General features: G+C 35.5%; 17 protein-coding genes. 9 read left to right on the top strand and 8 right to left on the bottom strand.

Translation table 11 applies throughout. The annotated features are described in order from the left end of the window. Nucleotides 1-128 precede the first annotated feature (128 nt). A complete protein-coding gene (locus AAZR93_RS05070) occupies nucleotides 129-662 on the top strand; it encodes a GNAT family N-acetyltransferase (protein ID WP_434719144.1) in 534 nt (177 codons plus the stop codon). A 33-nt stretch (nucleotides 663-695) separates the two neighbouring features. On the opposite strand, the gene AAZR93_RS05065 is transcribed toward AAZR93_RS05070, so the two are convergent. Beyond that, entirely contained in the window at nucleotides 696-1139 is a 444-nt protein-coding gene (locus AAZR93_RS05065) for a GNAT family N-acetyltransferase (RefSeq protein ID WP_434719143.1), read from the bottom strand. A 117-nt stretch (nucleotides 1140-1256) separates the two neighbouring features. Here AAZR93_RS05065 and AAZR93_RS05060 point away from each other — a divergent pair, with 117 nt between their 5' ends. The 3 genes from AAZR93_RS05060 (at nucleotide 1257) to AAZR93_RS05050 (ending at nucleotide 3187) form a co-directional block, all read left to right on the top strand. Continuing rightward, nucleotides 1257-1856, top strand: coding sequence for a pentapeptide repeat-containing protein (locus tag AAZR93_RS05060; RefSeq protein WP_294105268.1), 600 nt, complete (start codon nucleotides 1257-1259; stop codon nucleotides 1854-1856). A gap of 290 nt (nucleotides 1857-2146) precedes the next feature. After that, complete coding sequence (gene cspE / locus AAZR93_RS05055) at nucleotides 2147-2359, top strand: transcription antiterminator/RNA stability regulator CspE (RefSeq protein WP_294105272.1); 213 nt, start codon at nucleotides 2147-2149, stop codon at nucleotides 2357-2359. A 369-nt stretch (nucleotides 2360-2728) separates the two neighbouring features. After that, nucleotides 2729-3187 carry an Hsp20 family protein gene (locus tag AAZR93_RS05050; protein ID WP_434719142.1) on the top strand — a complete coding sequence of 153 codons (459 nt, stop codon included), beginning with the start codon at nucleotides 2729-2731 and terminating at the stop codon, nucleotides 3185-3187. Between the two features lie 101 nt (nucleotides 3188-3288). On the opposite strand, the gene AAZR93_RS05045 is transcribed toward AAZR93_RS05050, so the two are convergent. After that, nucleotides 3289-3966, bottom strand: a complete 678-nt coding sequence (locus AAZR93_RS05045) for a DUF1345 domain-containing protein (RefSeq protein ID WP_434719141.1) — start codon at nucleotides 3964-3966, stop codon at nucleotides 3289-3291. 442 nt (nucleotides 3967-4408) lie between these two features. On the opposite strand from AAZR93_RS05045, the gene AAZR93_RS05040 reads away from it, so the two are divergent. Then, nucleotides 4409-5146, top strand: coding sequence for a class I SAM-dependent methyltransferase (locus AAZR93_RS05040; protein WP_434719140.1), 738 nt, complete (start codon nucleotides 4409-4411; stop codon nucleotides 5144-5146). 84 nt (nucleotides 5147-5230) lie between these two features. On the opposite strand, the gene AAZR93_RS05035 is transcribed toward AAZR93_RS05040, so the two are convergent. The 3 genes from AAZR93_RS05035 to AAZR93_RS05025 all read right to left on the bottom strand — a co-directional run bounded on the left by AAZR93_RS05035 (nucleotide 5231) and on the right by AAZR93_RS05025 (nucleotide 7623). After that, nucleotides 5231-5359: a hypothetical protein gene (locus AAZR93_RS05035; RefSeq protein ID WP_294105282.1), complete on the bottom strand. Its 129-nt coding sequence runs from the start codon at nucleotides 5357-5359 to the stop codon at nucleotides 5231-5233. Between the two features lie 299 nt (nucleotides 5360-5658). Further along, the gene (gene yejM / locus AAZR93_RS05030; RefSeq protein ID WP_434719139.1) at nucleotides 5659-7374 is read right to left on the bottom strand and encodes an LPS biosynthesis-modulating metalloenzyme YejM; all 1716 of its coding nucleotides are present in this window, start codon (nucleotides 7372-7374) and stop codon (nucleotides 5659-5661) included. A gap of 21 nt (nucleotides 7375-7395) precedes the next feature. Further along, nucleotides 7396-7623 carry a YejL family protein gene (locus tag AAZR93_RS05025; RefSeq protein ID WP_294105288.1) on the bottom strand — a complete coding sequence of 76 codons (228 nt, stop codon included), beginning with the start codon at nucleotides 7621-7623 and terminating at the stop codon, nucleotides 7396-7398. Between the two features lie 240 nt (nucleotides 7624-7863). On the opposite strand from AAZR93_RS05025, the gene yejK reads away from it, so the two are divergent. Further along, complete coding sequence (gene yejK, locus AAZR93_RS05020) at nucleotides 7864-8865, top strand: nucleoid-associated protein YejK (RefSeq protein ID WP_434719138.1); 1002 nt, start codon at nucleotides 7864-7866, stop codon at nucleotides 8863-8865. A 107-nt stretch (nucleotides 8866-8972) separates the two neighbouring features. On the opposite strand, the gene rplY is transcribed toward yejK, so the two are convergent. Next, the gene (rplY, locus tag AAZR93_RS05015; protein WP_294105294.1) at nucleotides 8973-9254 is read right to left on the bottom strand and encodes a 50S ribosomal protein L25; all 282 of its coding nucleotides are present in this window, start codon (nucleotides 9252-9254) and stop codon (nucleotides 8973-8975) included. 248 nt (nucleotides 9255-9502) lie between these two features. Next, the gene (locus tag AAZR93_RS05010) at nucleotides 9503-11275 is read right to left on the bottom strand and encodes a DEAD/DEAH box helicase (RefSeq protein WP_434719137.1); all 1773 of its coding nucleotides are present in this window, start codon (nucleotides 11273-11275) and stop codon (nucleotides 9503-9505) included. Between the two features lie 223 nt (nucleotides 11276-11498). On the opposite strand from AAZR93_RS05010, the gene rsuA reads away from it, so the two are divergent. The 3 genes from rsuA to AAZR93_RS04995 all read left to right on the top strand — a co-directional run bounded on the left by rsuA (nucleotide 11499) and on the right by AAZR93_RS04995 (nucleotide 14470). After that, on the top strand, nucleotides 11499-12203 hold the full coding sequence (gene rsuA, locus AAZR93_RS05005) for a 16S rRNA pseudouridine(516) synthase RsuA (RefSeq protein WP_294105299.1): 705 nt from the start codon (nucleotides 11499-11501) through the stop codon (nucleotides 12201-12203). A 25-nt stretch (nucleotides 12204-12228) separates the two neighbouring features. After that, on the top strand, nucleotides 12229-13413 hold the full coding sequence (locus AAZR93_RS05000) for a Bcr/CflA family multidrug efflux MFS transporter (RefSeq protein WP_294105304.1): 1185 nt from the start codon (nucleotides 12229-12231) through the stop codon (nucleotides 13411-13413). 715 nt (nucleotides 13414-14128) lie between these two features. Beyond that, on the top strand, nucleotides 14129-14470 hold the full coding sequence (locus tag AAZR93_RS04995; protein ID WP_294105305.1) for a hypothetical protein: 342 nt from the start codon (nucleotides 14129-14131) through the stop codon (nucleotides 14468-14470). A 297-nt stretch (nucleotides 14471-14767) separates the two neighbouring features. Here AAZR93_RS04995 and mepS read toward each other — a convergent pair whose 3' ends face one another. Then, a complete protein-coding gene (mepS, locus tag AAZR93_RS04990) occupies nucleotides 14768-15352 on the bottom strand; it encodes a bifunctional murein DD-endopeptidase/murein LD-carboxypeptidase (RefSeq protein ID WP_294105307.1) in 585 nt (194 codons plus the stop codon). Between the last annotated feature and the right edge of the window lie 974 nt (nucleotides 15353-16326).

Here is a 16326-nt window from a genome sequence, read left to right as displayed (position 1 = left end):
TTAATAAAAACAATGAATTAGTTTTTTTTATGGGGGCTAAGATGAAATATAACTCATTGCCTATAGGCTGAAAATAAGTATGCTAAGGAGTCTATTTTTATTCAAATAATGAAGAGATTTAAAATCTAATGCTAATAGTAAAACGCATAACTCGAGATGATTTTGGAAAAATTAACGATGTTAATAAGCTTTATGACAGTGCATTTCCACGTTATGAGCAAAGAAGCTATCAAGGAAGAGTAAGCATCTTAGGGCATGATGATTATCATCTCTATTATTTCACTGATAGTGAGATTTTTGTTGGATTTATTGGCAGTTGGAAAATAAATGATTATTTTTATGTTGAGCATTTAGCAATATCGCCAACATTGCGGGGGCAGGGCTACGGTCAAGTAGTACTAAAACAGTTTTGTACTGAAGTAAATAATGTAATTTTAGAGATTGATCCAGTTATTGATGAGGTGAGTCAAAAAAGACTATCGTTTTACCAGCATTGTGGCTTTAAGCAAAATAGCTATCAACATACTCATCCAAGCTATTATCCTGAAAATGAACCCCATAAACTTGAAGTGTTAACATTTCCAACTGAAATCGATCGAGAAAGCTATCATCTATTTAGTGAAAAATTAAAAACTGTGGTAATGAGTCCTTCATTGCTTTAATTTTTATGAGGTTGATTTACCAGCAAATTTATTTTAGGGATTATAACAGTAGATAAGTTCAGGGTCATTTTTATCGAGATTTTCAATGACTCCACTGGCAATAAATCCCGTTTGAGTAAGTAATTTTTGGGTGGCGACGTTTGATTGATTAGTAGACGTAAATAGTTTTGGTGTTTTACGTAATTGCTTGAAATTTTCAATCAATATTAACGCCAAACCTTGGCGGCGATATTGTTGGTCTACCATTAATAGTTCAATAAAATTCTGACCAAAAAAGTGGGAATGAAAAATGCCATAAGCGACGATAGTGTCACTTATTTCGATCAGGTAAGCGTTATCTTGAGTCACCCATTGTACAATTTCTTGATAGCGTTCATTTGAATTGACACTATCAATACGGCATAAAGCTCGGATATCGTTTTGATTCGCAAGTCTAAAAATAGGACTATATCCTTTGTTTGAATTTTGATTCATCATTATATGAGTAGTCAGCTATAAATATTTAGTTATCACTATAAAGTAGTATAAATTGAAAAACTAAAAAGTGGCAGTCGTGTTAATAGCTAATTAAAACTCAAAGTGAGATAGATAAAAATGCCCGATTTAATTGAAAGTAAAGAGTATTTTGAAGAAAGTTTTAAAAAACTTGAAATGGGTGAAAGTCGCTTAGTTGAAACCGTATTTGAAAAGTGTGAATTTATTCAATGTGATTTTTCATCAGCAAGTTTCACTAGCTGTAAGTTTATTGATTGCTTATTTGATAGATGTAATCTGAGTCTGGTCGCGCTTGCAAATACTCGTTTGTCTAATATTGAATTTTTAGGTTGTAAACTGGTTGGTATTGATTGGACTAAAGCTTATTGGCCACGCTTTGATTTTTATTCTCAGCTCAATTTTAAAGATTGTATTTTAAGTGGTGGGAGCTTTTTTGCATTAAAACTCCACGAGTCCACTTTTGAGGATTGCCGTTTACATGATGTTGATTTTAGAAATACGGAGCTAAATAAATCCGTCATAACAGGGTCTGATTTATCAAATAGCTTATTTATGCAGACAAACCTAGAGTCTGTTGATTTTACTGATTCGTACTCGTTTAACATTGATATTCGCCAAAACAAACTCTCAAAAGCAAAGTTTTCACAACTCGAAGCTTTGGCTTTATTACGAAGTTTAGATATTTTGCTGGTGGACTAATAACCAAGCCGATGTTTTTTTAGGCATAATATGCATTATTTTGAGGTTTTTAATGGAAAATACAAATTAAACTGAAAATAGGGTTGCCAGAAGATGAGTAATATGAGTAAATAGCGTCATCGGTTTGGAAGTACAGACCTATTTATGATAGTCGAGTTTAAAGAAGTTCACCATTTAGTTATCCATGATACCTATCAAGTGCGAATTCCTTCTAATTAGTACCATAAGTAATAAATCGAACTCAAACCAAATATGCCTATGGCAATCAATTAAAATTTAAAGGAAATCCTATGTCTAATACAATGACTGGTACAGTAAAATGGTTTAACGATGATAAAGGTTTTGGTTTTATCACTCCTAAAGATGGTAGCAAAGATGTGTTCGTTCACTTCTCTGCAATCCAAAGCGAAAGCTTCAAATCTTTAGCTGAAGGCCAATCAGTTTCATTCTCAATCGAGAATGGCGCAAAAGGCCCAGCTGCAGCTAACGTTGTAGCTATCTAATAGTTTTCTAACTATAGATCAGAATTTAAAGACCTCACTTCGGTGAGGTTTTTTTTTACTTATTATTTAACTATAACGTGAAATATTTCGAGAATACTGAATATAAAGAGTAAAAATTTTCGAGTTAATTTCCCCTTGAAATTTTAAATACGATCATTATATTTATGAATGTCCTGAGTAGGACATTAGTAATTTCATTTGCTAGGTGTAGATAATTTATTCTGACAATTTTTTATAAAAAATAATTATTGAGGGTTGAAAAGTAGTAAGAAAGCCTTATCTGTATAACGAAGCTATTGGTATAAAGTATTTATCTGTATAACTCATTAATATTTAACCTACTATTCAATTAATACTGAAGGAGGAGTTATGGCTCATATTAAACCTTTTTCATTATTTCCAGTAATTTCAGATAATGTGTTGTCAAATCGTGTTGATCAAATTGAACGTTTGTTTAGTCAGTTAACAGGAAGTAAACCTATTTCATCTCCTATTCAGACTTATAATTTGAAGCAGGTGGATGACAATCATTATGAATTAATTGTCAGTGTCCCAGGATATCAAGAAAGTGATTTAGCTGTTTCATTAAAAGAAGGTCGTTTATTTGTTGAAGGAAGAAAAGAAGAAAAAACGAAAGACGAAAACGAAAAATGGATCCATCGTGGGATAACTCAAGGTCAATTTACTTTGCAGTTTGACCTAGGTAAGAATGTTAAAATCGAAAAAGCTAATCTATCAAGTGGGCTTTTGACTGTAAGCATTGAATATGAAGTACCTGAAGAAGAAAAACCGGTAATGATCGCGATTGAAAATAAAGATAAAAAATAATTCATTTTAGTTTATGGTCGTTTTAAAAGCGTACATAGTTAATAGTTAGATGAAAGAGCCACATAAGCATGATATCGATGCTATGTGGCTCTTTGCTTTAATTAAAATAAACTAGCTGAAATATTAATACATAGGCCTAATATAGCCATATTAAAAATAAATGAAATAATAGATTGTAGTAATACTGCTCGACGCATTGCTGTTGATGCAACTTCAATATCAGCTGTTTGTGATGCAACCGCGATAGTGAAAGAAAAATACATGAAGTCAGAATAACTCGGCTCTGTTATTTTATCGGGAAATAATAACCAAGGCTTATCTTGTTCAGGATTATTGTAATATAAATGAGCATAATGCATGGTAAAGCCTGTCGGCAATAATAACCATGAAGAAATTAAGGTAGATGCGGTTAAGAGATAAGGAAAGATTTTCTCAGTTTTAGTCAGGTCACTATGTCCGCCTAAATCAAAAAATAAGGCTAGTAAGCTTACACAACAGCCTGATATTAGAAAGAAGATAACCATTTTTGCACTTTCATCTTCTATTTTAGTCAGCTTTCTAATATCTTTTACATTCCGTTTGATAATTCGTTGAAATAAAAATAGTAAATAAACCCAAGCAAATGCATTCCAACTGATAATTAAACTTATTATTGTATTTTGATAACGAAAAAGTGCTAGAAATGTCACGATTGCAACCAGTAATGAAACCACAAACCGTGGCCGTGAATGAAAAGCATGTTGGATAATATGGGTGATACGAGTGGCGTAACGTAACATGTCATATACCTTTCATAAGTCGCAATTAATCCTAAAACCTACAGTCATCTTACATGAAAACTTCGTCTTTTGTTATAACACTACTAGCATCTTGGGTGAGAATAGAGTTATAAAAATCGAATTTATGGCTGGGTATTAAATGGGAGATAGAGTTTAAGATCATTGATTACGCTTATGCTATAGCAATAGGTAGAAAATTCTAATTATTAAAAGTTAAATATATTGTATTCGTTAGATTTCTTAGCGTTAGTAATTATAAGTTAATAGCGAAAATATATTAATTATGATGAGAGCCATTTAGTTTATGGATTTGATCTTTATTGATGAATATATTGATTCGAGTTGATAGGTGAGTGTTTCTAGTCGAATTTGTGATTAACTCAGCTTGTGATATATGTCGATATTTTAATATAATTTATCCATCTTAGAAATGGAGCAAATAATGACTCAAAATATTTATGACAATCCTCAGTTTTTTGCAGGTTACGCCACGCTACCTCGCTCTGTTAATGGTTTAAATGGTGCGCCTGAGTGGATTAAGATACAGGAAATGCTTCCCTCTGTGGATGGAAAGCACGTTATTGATTTAGGTTGCGGTTATGGTTGGTTTTGTCGTTGGGCACGAGAACAACACGCCGAAAGCGTGATAGGTTTTGATATTTCAGACAAAATGTTAGAAAAAGCGGCTGAAATGACTCAAGATGATCATATAGTTTATTACCAAGGCGATCTGGAAACACTAGTATTGCCACCTGAACAAACAGACTTAATTTATAGTTCATTGGCTTTACATTATGTGGAGCAGATACCTTCTCTTTTTTCATCACTCTATCAGGCACTGAAACCTGGCGGGATGTTAGTTTTTTCTGCGGAACATCCTATTTATACAGCACCTTTAGTGCAAGCTTGGTGTACAGATAGTGAAGGCAATAAAGCTTGGCCTGTAAATCAATATCAAAAAGAAGGCGAGCGATTCAGTAATTGGTTTGCAGATGGCGTGAAAAAACAACATAGGAAGCTATCGACGTGGATTAATATGTTAATTAGTGCTGGATTTGAAATTACAGCTTTGGATGAATGGGGACCATCAATAATACAAATTGCAGAAAATGTGTTATTAGATGAGGAAAAAGAGCGGCCAATGATATTCATTGTTAGTGCTCGTAAACCATTAAACTAGATAGACTTTAAAAATTTTATGCTTGGGGTAATCAAAAAGCAAAAGCCCTTTGCAGGCATAAGCAGAAAGGGCTTTTAGAGATAGTTACATAACATACATATAGCCTATTTGTTTATCGTCAACGCTAATTTTAACTTGTTCACTATTGGGTGACTCCATAGTATCAAGGGATATAAAAAACGCGATAACAATAATTGTGTATACGAGAAACATACAAACCTCCCGTAATGAGTAAAAGTTCTATTATCTTCGAGTTATTTAACTCAATTTCATAATAGGTTATTTTTTTAGTTTTGAAAATAGGCTATAGAAATATTTTACATCATTAAATTTACATTCAGTCATTTGTTTTAACATTTAAGGTCATGTGTTAAATATGAATGCCTTAAATTGCCCTTTGATATCTTTAAGTTAAAGTCTGGTATATGTAAAAAAGCTAACCTTTAAGGTTAGCTTTAAAATGGATTAGATGAGGGATTTTTTAAGTTTTTTATATTTTTTAAATCTAAAGGCTAATTTTCATTAAAGCGCTTAAGTTCAGTGAAAATTTTCAGCAGTTCTGCAAGGTCTGGTTTTTCATTTTTTTCAATTTCACCATTTAAGCTATAGATATTAAACTGGCCATTAGCATCCATATACAAAGTCGCTTTATCTGTTGTGATAACGACATCATTATCATCACCTGTAATAACCCATGGTAGTACACGATTACTACGGAATAAATCTTCACCTTGGCTATAATCATCAGGTTGGTTGCTTACATGTAGCATACGCTGCATGAGTGTGGTCATAATATCTTGATGGCTTGTTAGCTTTTTAATCTGCTGAGTAGGCGTATTAGGCCAATAAATAAATAGCGGTACTTGCATCTTTTCACGATTAAAACGATTTTTATCAACCCAATCATTATCTTGTTGACCATTATTATTATAGTTGGCAGTGATAACCACAATCGTATTTTTCAGACGATCTTCGTGCTTTAATGTGTCAATAATTTGATTGATTTGTTCGTTGGTTTGCGAACTACCTGGCACACCTTTGATGTTTAAGAATGAGAACCATGGCGTATCATTCTTAATATTTTTAAGCCAGGCATCCCATTGTAAAATAGTCTGCTTATCGTTATCTGCTTTGGTTGCAGGTAATGAATAATCAGACAAAATAGCTTGATGGAATAAAGGTGAATTAAAGCCATCGGTTGAGAATAAACCGAACTGGTAGCCTTGGTGCTGTAATGCTTCAATCAACACCGATGGGTGGCGTTCATTTAGAATGTTATCATAATAGGTCGATGAAATACCATAGAACAAACCAAATAGGGCGGTGTCATTGCGTAGGCCAGTTGTATAGTGATTAGTAAACTGAGTGCTGATCTGTTTAAAATCGTTTAACGCAGTCATTTGATCTTGTTGTGATTTATCACCAAGGTCATCAACGACTAAGAGTAATAAATTATACCCTATGCCTTGGTCTTGATAGCTCAAAGGCTTTAGTGGGTACTGAAGTTTTAATGCGGTAGGGCTGCCTTGTTGGAACACTCTATTTTGATGTTCAGTGAGGTCTAATAAGCCATATTTATCGAGTAATTTACGCGCCGTCAATGGCTGAGATAACGGGTAATTATAGCGCTGCATTGTAATTGGGCGATAGAAATTAGCATCCGCTAAAGCGTACATTAGGTGGGTCATAATAAACGTAATGATAAAGATCCCAGCTAGCGGTTTGCCAAAAGTTTGTCGGCTTAAACTCCGTAATTTTTGCCAGCTCCAAGTTGCGAATAACATTTCAACTAGAAAAATGATTGGGATACTAATAAACATCAGTTGCCATTCACGTGCCATTTCGCCTTTAGTCGGGTTAATGACTAAATCCCAAACTTGGGGAGTAAGGTGCAGCCCAAATTGACTAAAGACGCGGATATCAAAAATTAAAAGGGTAATACCCGCGGTGGCAAGTGCGACACAAATTAGCCTCAGCAATCGCTGAGACATCACGATAAAGGTCAGTGGGAAAATGATAAGAAGATAAGCGGCAAATACCACAAAGCTAAAATGGCCTAACCAACTGACGAATGCATAAATGCGGCCAGTTAAGGTTTCTGGCCAATCAAAAATAAACAGATAGCTGCTACTTAACGCGAGGCTAAGTAGTATATTAAAGAGTGCAAACCAGTGCCCCCAACCAATCATGTTGGAGACTTTATCTCGGTAGCGCTGACGGTTGACCATTCTGTTTATTTCATTAGTCGATTAGTGTGATTTATCTTCTTTAACAGAAGAAAGTAAGGCATTTGCAAAAGATTCTGCAATCATTTTACGTTGCGCAGGCGCAACAGAAGTATTGAGCAGATTCGTAACCATGTTACCTAACACCATAAGTGAAAGATCAACAGGGGTATGGTTTTTTTCTAACACGGTAACGAGGTCAGAGAGTAAACCTTCAACTTTTTCATCACTATAGCGAGATGATTGTGGCATAAATTGTGACATCCTAAATTAATGAAAGCTCCATATAATAGCCCATAGTGGGATGTTTTTCTTCTTTCTTCGTAACAAATTTTCGATTAAGTGATAATAATGATTATTCAAACTCAGGAAGCGCACATTCGCGCCAATAAATAGGCTATAAAAACGACAACTGATAGTTTCGGTTGCAGACAGATAATATCAATGTTTGAATACGCGCAACAATATTTTTGTAAGAACAAGGAGCCAACAATGAGTCTGGAAATTACCCAGATAGCGTTACATCAGTTGATTAAACGAGATGAGCAAACACTAGAAGTGATGTTACGTGATTCTTTATTGACAACAAATGATGTTGTACGAGACATGATGGCTGAATTACATCGTGTATATAGCGCTAAAAGTAAGGCTTTTGGTGAGTTTAATGAAGAAAGTGAATTGGCTGATGCATTGAAGCTGCTGCGCAAAGGTGAAGAAGAATTTTTAGGCTTTAGCCGTGCTATGACTGTGCGTCTAAAAGATGAGTTAGCTAAATACCCTTTTGCTGAAGGTGGCATTGTATTATTTTGTCAGTATCGCTACCTTGCCGTTGAGTATCTGTTGATTTCTGTTCTTAACAGTTGTGACAGTACGTTTGTAACGGATACATTGGATTTAAGCACTACACATTATTTAGATATACCTCATGCAGATATTGTTGCGCGTATTGATTTAACTGAGTGGGAAACTAATCCGGAATCAAAACGTTATTTAACCTTTTTAAAAGGTCGAGTAGGGCGTAAAGTTTCTGATTTTTTTATGGATTTTCTTGCCGCATCAGAAGGGTTAAATGCTAAAGCTCAAAATAAAGGACTTGTTCAAGCATTAGATGATTTTTGTGACAATGCCCAAATGGACAAAAATACACGTCAAGCATATCGCCAACAAGTTCACAGTTACTGTACTGAACAGATGCAGTCAGGCGAAGAAATTGAACTTCAAGTATTGGCAAAAGAACTACCAATGGTTGAAGAGCAAAGCTTTGATGATTTTGCCCGGCAAAATGATTATCAATTAGAAGATAGTTTTCCTGCTGATAGAGGTACGCTTAAACAGCTCACTAAATTTTCAGGAAGTGGCGGTGGGATAACAATTAGTTTTGATGCGATGCTATTGGGCGAGCGGATTTTTTGGGATCCGATAACGGATACGTTAACGATTAGAGGCACGCCACCTAATTTACGTGACCAACTGCAACGTCGTAGTGGTAAGTAGTCATTTGTGGCTTAAAGTTATTTAAGCCTAGAAATAAATAACGCCGCAATTGCGGCGTTATTTACTCGGCGTCCCGAAAATTTCAAAGCTCGGCTGTGGGCTTTTAATTAAGCGCGCAGGAAGTCAATATGCGTCACTTTAGGTTTAAACGGGTGACGTTGAACAGCCTGAACTTTTACTTTAGTCTCTTTACCATCGATAACCAGAGTCAGAACTTCATAGAACTCTGCTTTGCTTTCTTGGTTAATGACTTCATCATGGTTCAGAGTCACAGAGATAGGTTCCTGATTGCCACCGTAAACGATAGCGGGAAACTGATTAGCTCTGCGCAGGCGGCGGCTCGCACCCTTACCCTGCTCTTTACGTTCAATTGCATTGATAGTTAACATTACTATTTCTCTTTAAAAAGAAAAAATAAAATCCTGCTACAGGCGACCCAGCAGCAGGTTCGATATTTGGCCCCGAGGTCAAACATTATAAATAATGAGATATATGGAGGCGGCAGTATTTTAACCAAAAAACATGCTTTGGGCAATGATTAAGATTTTTTCTTCTAAAAAGAATCAATTGCGATGATTTTTATGGCACTTAAAAGCGCAAGTAATGTGATGTTATTGATTCAAGTGCCGATAGAAACTTAATAAAGTTGGGCTGCTAAGCGAAAGCGACCTTGATAATCAAAAATTTTCTCACGTATTTCCCAAAAATTATCTTTTTTACGTGCCACAATAAATTGAGGGTAACGTAATAATACTTGCTGTGAAATGATATCATTTGCATTATGCCATACAAAAGGAACACCCGGTGCTCGGTGATGGTTACGTAAGAAACGATATTCAAATACGCGTTTCTGAGCGGGGGTTGTCAATCTAAAACGCTCGGATACAGAGGTGCCATCTTCATCATAATAGGTGATTTTAAGCCATTCACCTTTGGCATCTGAATCGGTAGATAATTGCATTCCTCCGCAGCGCAATATTAAAGCATCCTTTAATTTCAAGGCGGCTTTTAGCATATCATCAGGGTCAGAGAGTACTTCTTGGCATTTTATGCATCGACGGGCGGCAATATCATTTTCAGCACCACAGTGAGGACATTGCTTAAAACGAAAGCGAAATTCACATTGTTGTTTGCCTTGCTCATTTTCTTCCCAACCTTGGCAGCGACGACCATAGTGTTCAATAATTTGCCCATCTGATGTACATTTTCCCCAAAATGTATTAGCAAATTGGCATAAAGGGCAGAATACTTGCACAGGGACGCTACTTGAGTGCGGTTTTGTATTACCGACTTCAGGACGAAATAAATCATGTGGATTTCCTGCATAATCAAGGATTAAGCATTTTATTTTGCCTTCACAAAGGCGCAAGCCGCGACCCACGATTTGTTGATATAAGCTGACTGACTCGGTGGGGCGTAATATCGCAATGACATCGACATGTGGGGCATCGAAACCTGTAGTAAGTACAGAAACGTTGACGAGAAAATGTAGTTGTTTGTTTTTGAATTTTTTTATGATTGATTGACGTTCAATTGCAGGTGTTTCTGCTGTCACTAGGGCTGCTGTTTTTTCGGGTAGATAGCTGAGTATTTCTTTAGCATGCTCAACAGTTGCTGCAAATATCATACAGCCTTGAAGGGGGAGGGCGTATTCGACTATTTGAGCAACGATTTTGGGGGTAATGCGCTGCTGCTTTTTTAATGACAGGTTAAGTTCTTGTTCATTAAAAATACCGGACTGATTTATTGAAACCTGACTGAAATCATATTGTAAAACAGGCATGTCCAATCGTTCAGGAGTAACGAGGAATTTATTTTTTATCATATAATGCAATGGTAATTCATAGATGCATTCATGAAAAAAACATTTCTCATCACCGCGAACCATACCGTGATAATGATAGCGATAAATCCATCCGCTACCTAAACGATAAGGTGTAGCGGTTAGACCTAAGATGCGTAGTGAATTATTATGTTTTTGTAAGTTATGAATAATTTGTTGATATTGGCTTTTATCATTTAAGCTAATACGATGGCACTCATCAATAATTACCAAAGAAAAATGGTCGTCAAAGTGACTCAAATTACGAGCGATTGACTGTACACTGCCAAAAACAACCTTACTTTGTGATTCTTTGCGATTAAGTCCTGCGGCAAAAATGTCAGCGTCTAGTCCATATGATAGATATTTCGCATGATTTTGTTCAACAAGCTCTTTTACATGGGCAAGGACAAGTACTCGTCCACGGGCAAGGCGTGCAAGTTCAGCAATAACTAAACTTTTACCTGCACCTGTGGGTAATACAATGACGGCAGGTTGAGTGTGTTGGCGAAAGTATTGAATAGTCGCATCAACGGCTTCTTGTTGATAAGGGCGCAGTACAAAAGGTCTAGCTGATGAAAGAGGCATATTATTCAGTATTATTTCAAAAAGTTAGAGGATACAGGTTAAATTTGAGCTAAGGCAATGACTAGGTCTAAAAATGCGAGTTCCCTTGGCGAAGCTATCACTTGTGACGAGTTATTGATATAATAAAATATGTGATATTAATCACAGCAACCTTTCATTCTATATTCTGACAGTTGAGTGCTATTGTACGCCTCGCTGACATTCCATCAAGTTAAGAGAATCTATGCGACTGGATAAATTTCTGTCCCAACAATTAGGGATAAGCCGGAGTTTGGTAGCGCGTGAGCTACGGGCAGGTAATATCACCGTTGACGATGAAATCGTAAAATCAGGTTCATTCCAAGTAACCACTGATAAACAGGTCGCTTATGACGGCAATGTTCTGACTCAAGTCACCGGACCTCGCTACTTTATGTTGCATAAGCCTCAAGGTTATATTTGCTCAACTGATGACCCAACACATCCAACAATACTTTTTTTTATTGAAGAGCCTTTGAGTCAGAAATTACATTCTGCGGGGCGCTTAGATATTGATACGACAGGATTAGTTTTGCTGACGGATGATGGTCAATGGTCACACCGCATTAGTTCACCAAAGCATCATTGTGAAAAAACGTATCGAGTCCAGCTCAGTGAAGACATTACTGATGATGTGACTGCAAAGTTTGAGCAAGGCGTGATGTTAAATGGTGAGAAATATCCAACGAAAGCCGCAAAGCTTGAGATTATCTCTGCTAGAGAAGTGTTACTGACAATTAGTGAAGGACGCTATCATCAAGTGAAACGCATGTTTGCAGCAGTGGGTAATCATGTGTGTGGTTTACATAGAGAGCGTGTGGGTGAGATATGGCTTGATGAAGAGCTTGCACCAGGTGAATACCGTCCACTGACTGAAGCAGAAATTAACAGTATTACTGTGCCACGCTAAATATTAAAAAGCAGGAGTTTAAAGAGTGCAACAGCAGCGTTCATCCTATTTGGGGCTGATATTAATTTTAGGATTATTATCAATGCTAATGCCATTAGCTATTGATATGTATCTACCTAGCTTTCCGATAATGACAGAATATTTTAATGTAGATCAAGGGCGTATTCAGATGACCCTTAATAGCTACATTTTAGGTTTTGCGATTGGGCAGCTATTTTATGGCCCGATGGCAGATAGCATTGGACGAAAGCCTGTCATTTTAGGTGGCGTTATTGTTTTTGCATTAGCTTCCGCAGCTTGTGCAGTTGCAGAATCTATCGATGTCTTTATTTGGTTGAGATTTTTACATGGTTTTGCCGCTGCTGCCGCGAGTGTTGTAATTAACGCATTGATGCGAGATATGTTCACAAGAGATGAATTTTCTCGCAGTATGTCGTTTGTTGTACTTGTTATGACTATTGCGCCATTACTTGCCCCGATTTTAGGGGGAGAAATGATGCGTTGGTTCTCTTGGCATGCAATTTTTTGGAGTATTGCTATAGCAGCCGTCATTGCTGTAGTGCTAGTTAGTTGTTTTATTCGTGAAACACTACCAGCTGAAAAACGGCAAAAATTTCATGTGGGTACAACGTTAAGGCAATTTGCGACTCTATTTAGAGCAAAACAAGTTTTGTTTTACATTCTAGCCAGCTCATTTTCTTTTGCTGGGATGTTCTCATTCTTAAATGCGGGAGCCTTTGTTTATATTGATTTGAATGGTGTTTCACCGCAGCATTTTGGTTACTATTTTGGTATTAATATTATTTTCTTGTTTATAATGACCACGATTAATGGGCGTTATGTGAGGCATTTTGGTGCAGAACGTATGCTCTATTTTGGTATTATCATTCAATTTATTATGGGCTTATGGCTATTGACGACCACTGCACTTGATTTAGAGTTTTGGACTTTAGTTATTGGCGTGGCGATTTATGTTAGTGGTATTGCAATGATTACCTCCAATGCTATGGCGGTGATATTGGATAACTATCCGCATATTGCTGGTACAGTATCATCCCTAGCTGGAACTATCCGTTTTTCAATAGGTGCATTAGTCGGTACGTTATTATCGTTGATCCCTGCAAAAAGCGCGTGGCCAATGGTCGGTTCGATGGTTGCTTGCGTTGCTTTATCGATGTTATTTGTGCTTCTCGCAAAGAAAGCTAAGTAAAATCACTTTTTTATTCAGTTTCATGGATGAAGCTGAAGATCTCGCCTATTTCCTTTCTTGATACTTCTCTTTGTTATTTATTACTTAAACGCATTACTCATCATATACATGCTTTTTGCTCTATTAATCTTCGGAAAAAACGATTAATGACAGATTGTTATTAAATTTCATGACTAAAAATGATCTAAATCAATTATCAAATTTGGGTAATTTGTTAAATTTATGTTTTGATTGAACCAGTTTTAATTATCATAAAAAGAGCTGTATAGAGCATTTATTATTCAAAAAATGTTCTATTATTATAATTGTTGGTTTAATAATGTAAAAATTAGTTTTGTTAGTCATGAATAGTGTTGATTTTTTTTCTAAAAAATATTTTAAAAATTAACATTTTTATCAAAAATATATTTATACAATGATTTGTGTCACAAAAATTTAACGACAGGCTATATTTTTAATGTTATATTTAAGTTCTAAAATTTAACAATCGTGTTACTTATTTGATTTGCTAAAGTTCGGTTTGAACGAGGATTGTTTAGAGAGTACGTGGCTTTATGTGGACTAAAACTATGAACTGCATAGCGGCCTAAAAATACCTTATATTATTTTAGTGCTTAAAATAAAAGCGATTTTTTAGTGATATTTGAAGTCGATATAACTGCATGAGAGTTAGTTTTACTCGGCAAATTTATAAATGTTTTAATAGGATATTTTCGTGGAAAAATTAGGTCTTTCGGTGGTGCACAGGCTACCGCAAAGCTACCGCTGGTTATCAGGAAAAATAGGAACTGATGTTGAAGTTGTTCCTATGAATGATGTCGATAGCGATAAACTTGTGGGGCTAAAATTACTTAGTCATGACTGTGCGACAGATTGTATTGCAATGCAGCAACTGGCTGAATCGTTGTCTGACATGCAAATTGAAAATGCTATTTTAGAATGGCAAAAAGAAATTTGCCTATTTATTCATGCAAATGATGAGCTACCTGCTATGTGTCGTTTAAAAGCATCAGGTGTTGCTATTGCTGAGTTATCTTCGGGTTTTTATTGCGCTTAGCTCAAGCATGATGCTTGGTTAACTGCGATCTTGACGTTTTTAAAGTTTACTTATCTAACCTGCTTATTTTTGCTCATACTTTGTGGGCTGTGCAGAGTGTTTATTAACGTGAATTATATTTAGGTAAGCTATGTTGATTTAAGCTAAACGAATCAATCTTCTATCTTGTATCACTTGTGTATTAACGAATTTTGAACAATAAAAAAGCTTCCGGTTTAGAGCCTGGAAGCTTTTTTATTGGTAAATTCTTTGTTGCAAGGGATTATATTTACTACAAAGAAATAATGTTATTGAATATTATGAGCCATTCACAATACGTCGGCCTGCATAATATCTTTTACTCCAATAGTTATTGCTCATTTCTGACACAATAACTCCACTGCTTGTTGATGCATGAACAAATTTATCATCACCAATATAAATACCAACATGTTTCATTGTGCGACCCGTTTTAAATAAAACGATATCACCTGCTTTTAAGCTATTACGTTTAACGCCTTTACCTGATGATTCTTGCTCAGAGGTCGTTCGGGGGAGTTGTACACCAAATTGTTCAAAGAAAGTACGCTGAACAAAACTTGAACAATCGATGCCATTTTTAGTTGTTCCACCGAGGCGGTAGCTTACGCCTTTCCAATTTGCATACTGGCTCATGATTTTTGATTTAGTATCGACGCTTTGAACTAATTCTTCAAACTCGTCCTGTGAGGCCATTGCGAGGGAATCATTAGATGTTGCATTTAACATACGAACATCAGATTTAGTGGTGTTATTAGCGTTCTGACTTGATTTGGGGTTAGTACATGCTGTAAGTGTTACGGCTATTGCGATTGCCGGAACAATGCGCCAAGCATAGCGCTTAAATTTTTCAGAGGTTAACATTATTATATATATCCCTTGCCATTCTATGTTTCATCATTGTGTAAATAGACACAACAAAGTTAAACTTATCCCTGTGAAAAACGCATTTAGAACGACAACAGTGTATTTTTCGCAGAAAGTGTTTATGAAAAACTTCATAATTCTTTATCTAAATTAGCTGATTTTCTAGGCGCTCTAATCGCCCGTTACTAACAAAACTCACTAAAATATTCATTCCTTGAATTTGGCGTAGATACAACCCTTAAACCAAACACTAAGAGCATACATAAACAAAGCTAAAATGGCGAGTTATCGGGGGGTAATTTACAAAACCTTAAACATAAAGTGATATTAGTCATCAATTTATCGCCTAAAAGTAATAATACTGTATTTTTTTACATCGAGTTACCCTTTATAGGGAGAAAAACATGATCTAATTCACGTTTATTTAATGTTATTGCTTATTTACACACTATTTGGGTGGGATGAATAAATATGAATGTAAAGAAAGTTAAATTTATCACTATTAATCCCTAAATTAGGGTTCATCATAATGAAAAAATTGTACAAAATATTATCAATTTTGTGATGCCTATTATCCTGAATATAAGCAATATAGTGACAATTCATTTTATTAATATAAGCCTAAATGATAGCGATTTTAATCTGATGTTTTGTAATATACCCGATACTTTTATCTATTCTATAGGGAGTGGCTAGGTCAATTAAAACTCGACATTTAAGTTATGGCAGCGATTGATTATAATAATCATATTAACCATATTGTTTCTAAGTGGAATTATGATCCAGATTAAAATACGGTTATTAGTTAGTAATTACTGATGGAATTTATTATTTAAATTCCAATTTCAATTTGATAACTGTCACTCATATTATTGTTGAAAACAACATTGTTTTTTAACTCGTTGTTTTTATTTGGTTTAATTTGATTTTTGTCATTGTTTCATAAATTGATAAAATTGCGACCACACTTA

The organism is Providencia sp. Je.9.19 (assembly GCF_051129765.1).
Lineage (GTDB): Bacteria > Pseudomonadota > Gammaproteobacteria > Enterobacterales > Enterobacteriaceae > Providencia.
The sequence above is the reverse complement of the archived record's forward strand: the minus strand, read 5'-3'. Positions and strand labels throughout refer to the sequence as shown.

Excerpts from the sequence above, each read along its gene's own strand:
- AAZR93_RS05045 (WP_434719141.1), bottom strand. The coding sequence starts at position 3,966 with ATGTTACGTTACGCCACTCGTATCACCCATATTATCCAACATGCTTTT.
- mepS (WP_294105307.1), bottom strand. The coding sequence starts at position 15,352 with ATGTTAACCTCTGAAAAATTTAAGCGCTATGCTTGGCGCATTGTTCCG.
- AAZR93_RS05040 (WP_434719140.1), top strand. The coding sequence starts at position 4,409 with ATGACTCAAAATATTTATGACAATCCTCAGTTTTTTGCAGGTTACGCC.
- AAZR93_RS05060 (WP_294105268.1), top strand. The coding sequence starts at position 1,257 with ATGCCCGATTTAATTGAAAGTAAAGAGTATTTTGAAGAAAGTTTTAAA.
- rsuA (WP_294105299.1), top strand. The coding sequence starts at position 11,499 with ATGCGACTGGATAAATTTCTGTCCCAACAATTAGGGATAAGCCGGAGT.
- rplY (WP_294105294.1), bottom strand. The coding sequence starts at position 9,254 with ATGTTAACTATCAATGCAATTGAACGTAAAGAGCAGGGTAAGGGTGCG.
- AAZR93_RS05010 (WP_434719137.1), bottom strand. The coding sequence starts at position 11,275 with ATGCCTCTTTCATCAGCTAGACCTTTTGTACTGCGCCCTTATCAACAA.
- yejM (WP_434719139.1), bottom strand. The coding sequence starts at position 7,374 with ATGGTCAACCGTCAGCGCTACCGAGATAAAGTCTCCAACATGATTGGT.
- AAZR93_RS05050 (WP_434719142.1), top strand. The coding sequence starts at position 2,729 with ATGGCTCATATTAAACCTTTTTCATTATTTCCAGTAATTTCAGATAAT.
- AAZR93_RS05065 (WP_434719143.1), bottom strand. The coding sequence starts at position 1,139 with ATGATGAATCAAAATTCAAACAAAGGATATAGTCCTATTTTTAGACTT.
- yejK (WP_434719138.1), top strand. The coding sequence starts at position 7,864 with ATGAGTCTGGAAATTACCCAGATAGCGTTACATCAGTTGATTAAACGA.
- AAZR93_RS05070 (WP_434719144.1), top strand. The coding sequence starts at position 129 with ATGCTAATAGTAAAACGCATAACTCGAGATGATTTTGGAAAAATTAAC.
- AAZR93_RS05035 (WP_294105282.1), bottom strand. The coding sequence starts at position 5,359 with ATGTTTCTCGTATACACAATTATTGTTATCGCGTTTTTTATATCCCTT.
- AAZR93_RS05025 (WP_294105288.1), bottom strand. The coding sequence starts at position 7,623 with ATGCCACAATCATCTCGCTATAGTGATGAAAAAGTTGAAGGTTTACTC.
- cspE (WP_294105272.1), top strand. The coding sequence starts at position 2,147 with ATGTCTAATACAATGACTGGTACAGTAAAATGGTTTAACGATGATAAA.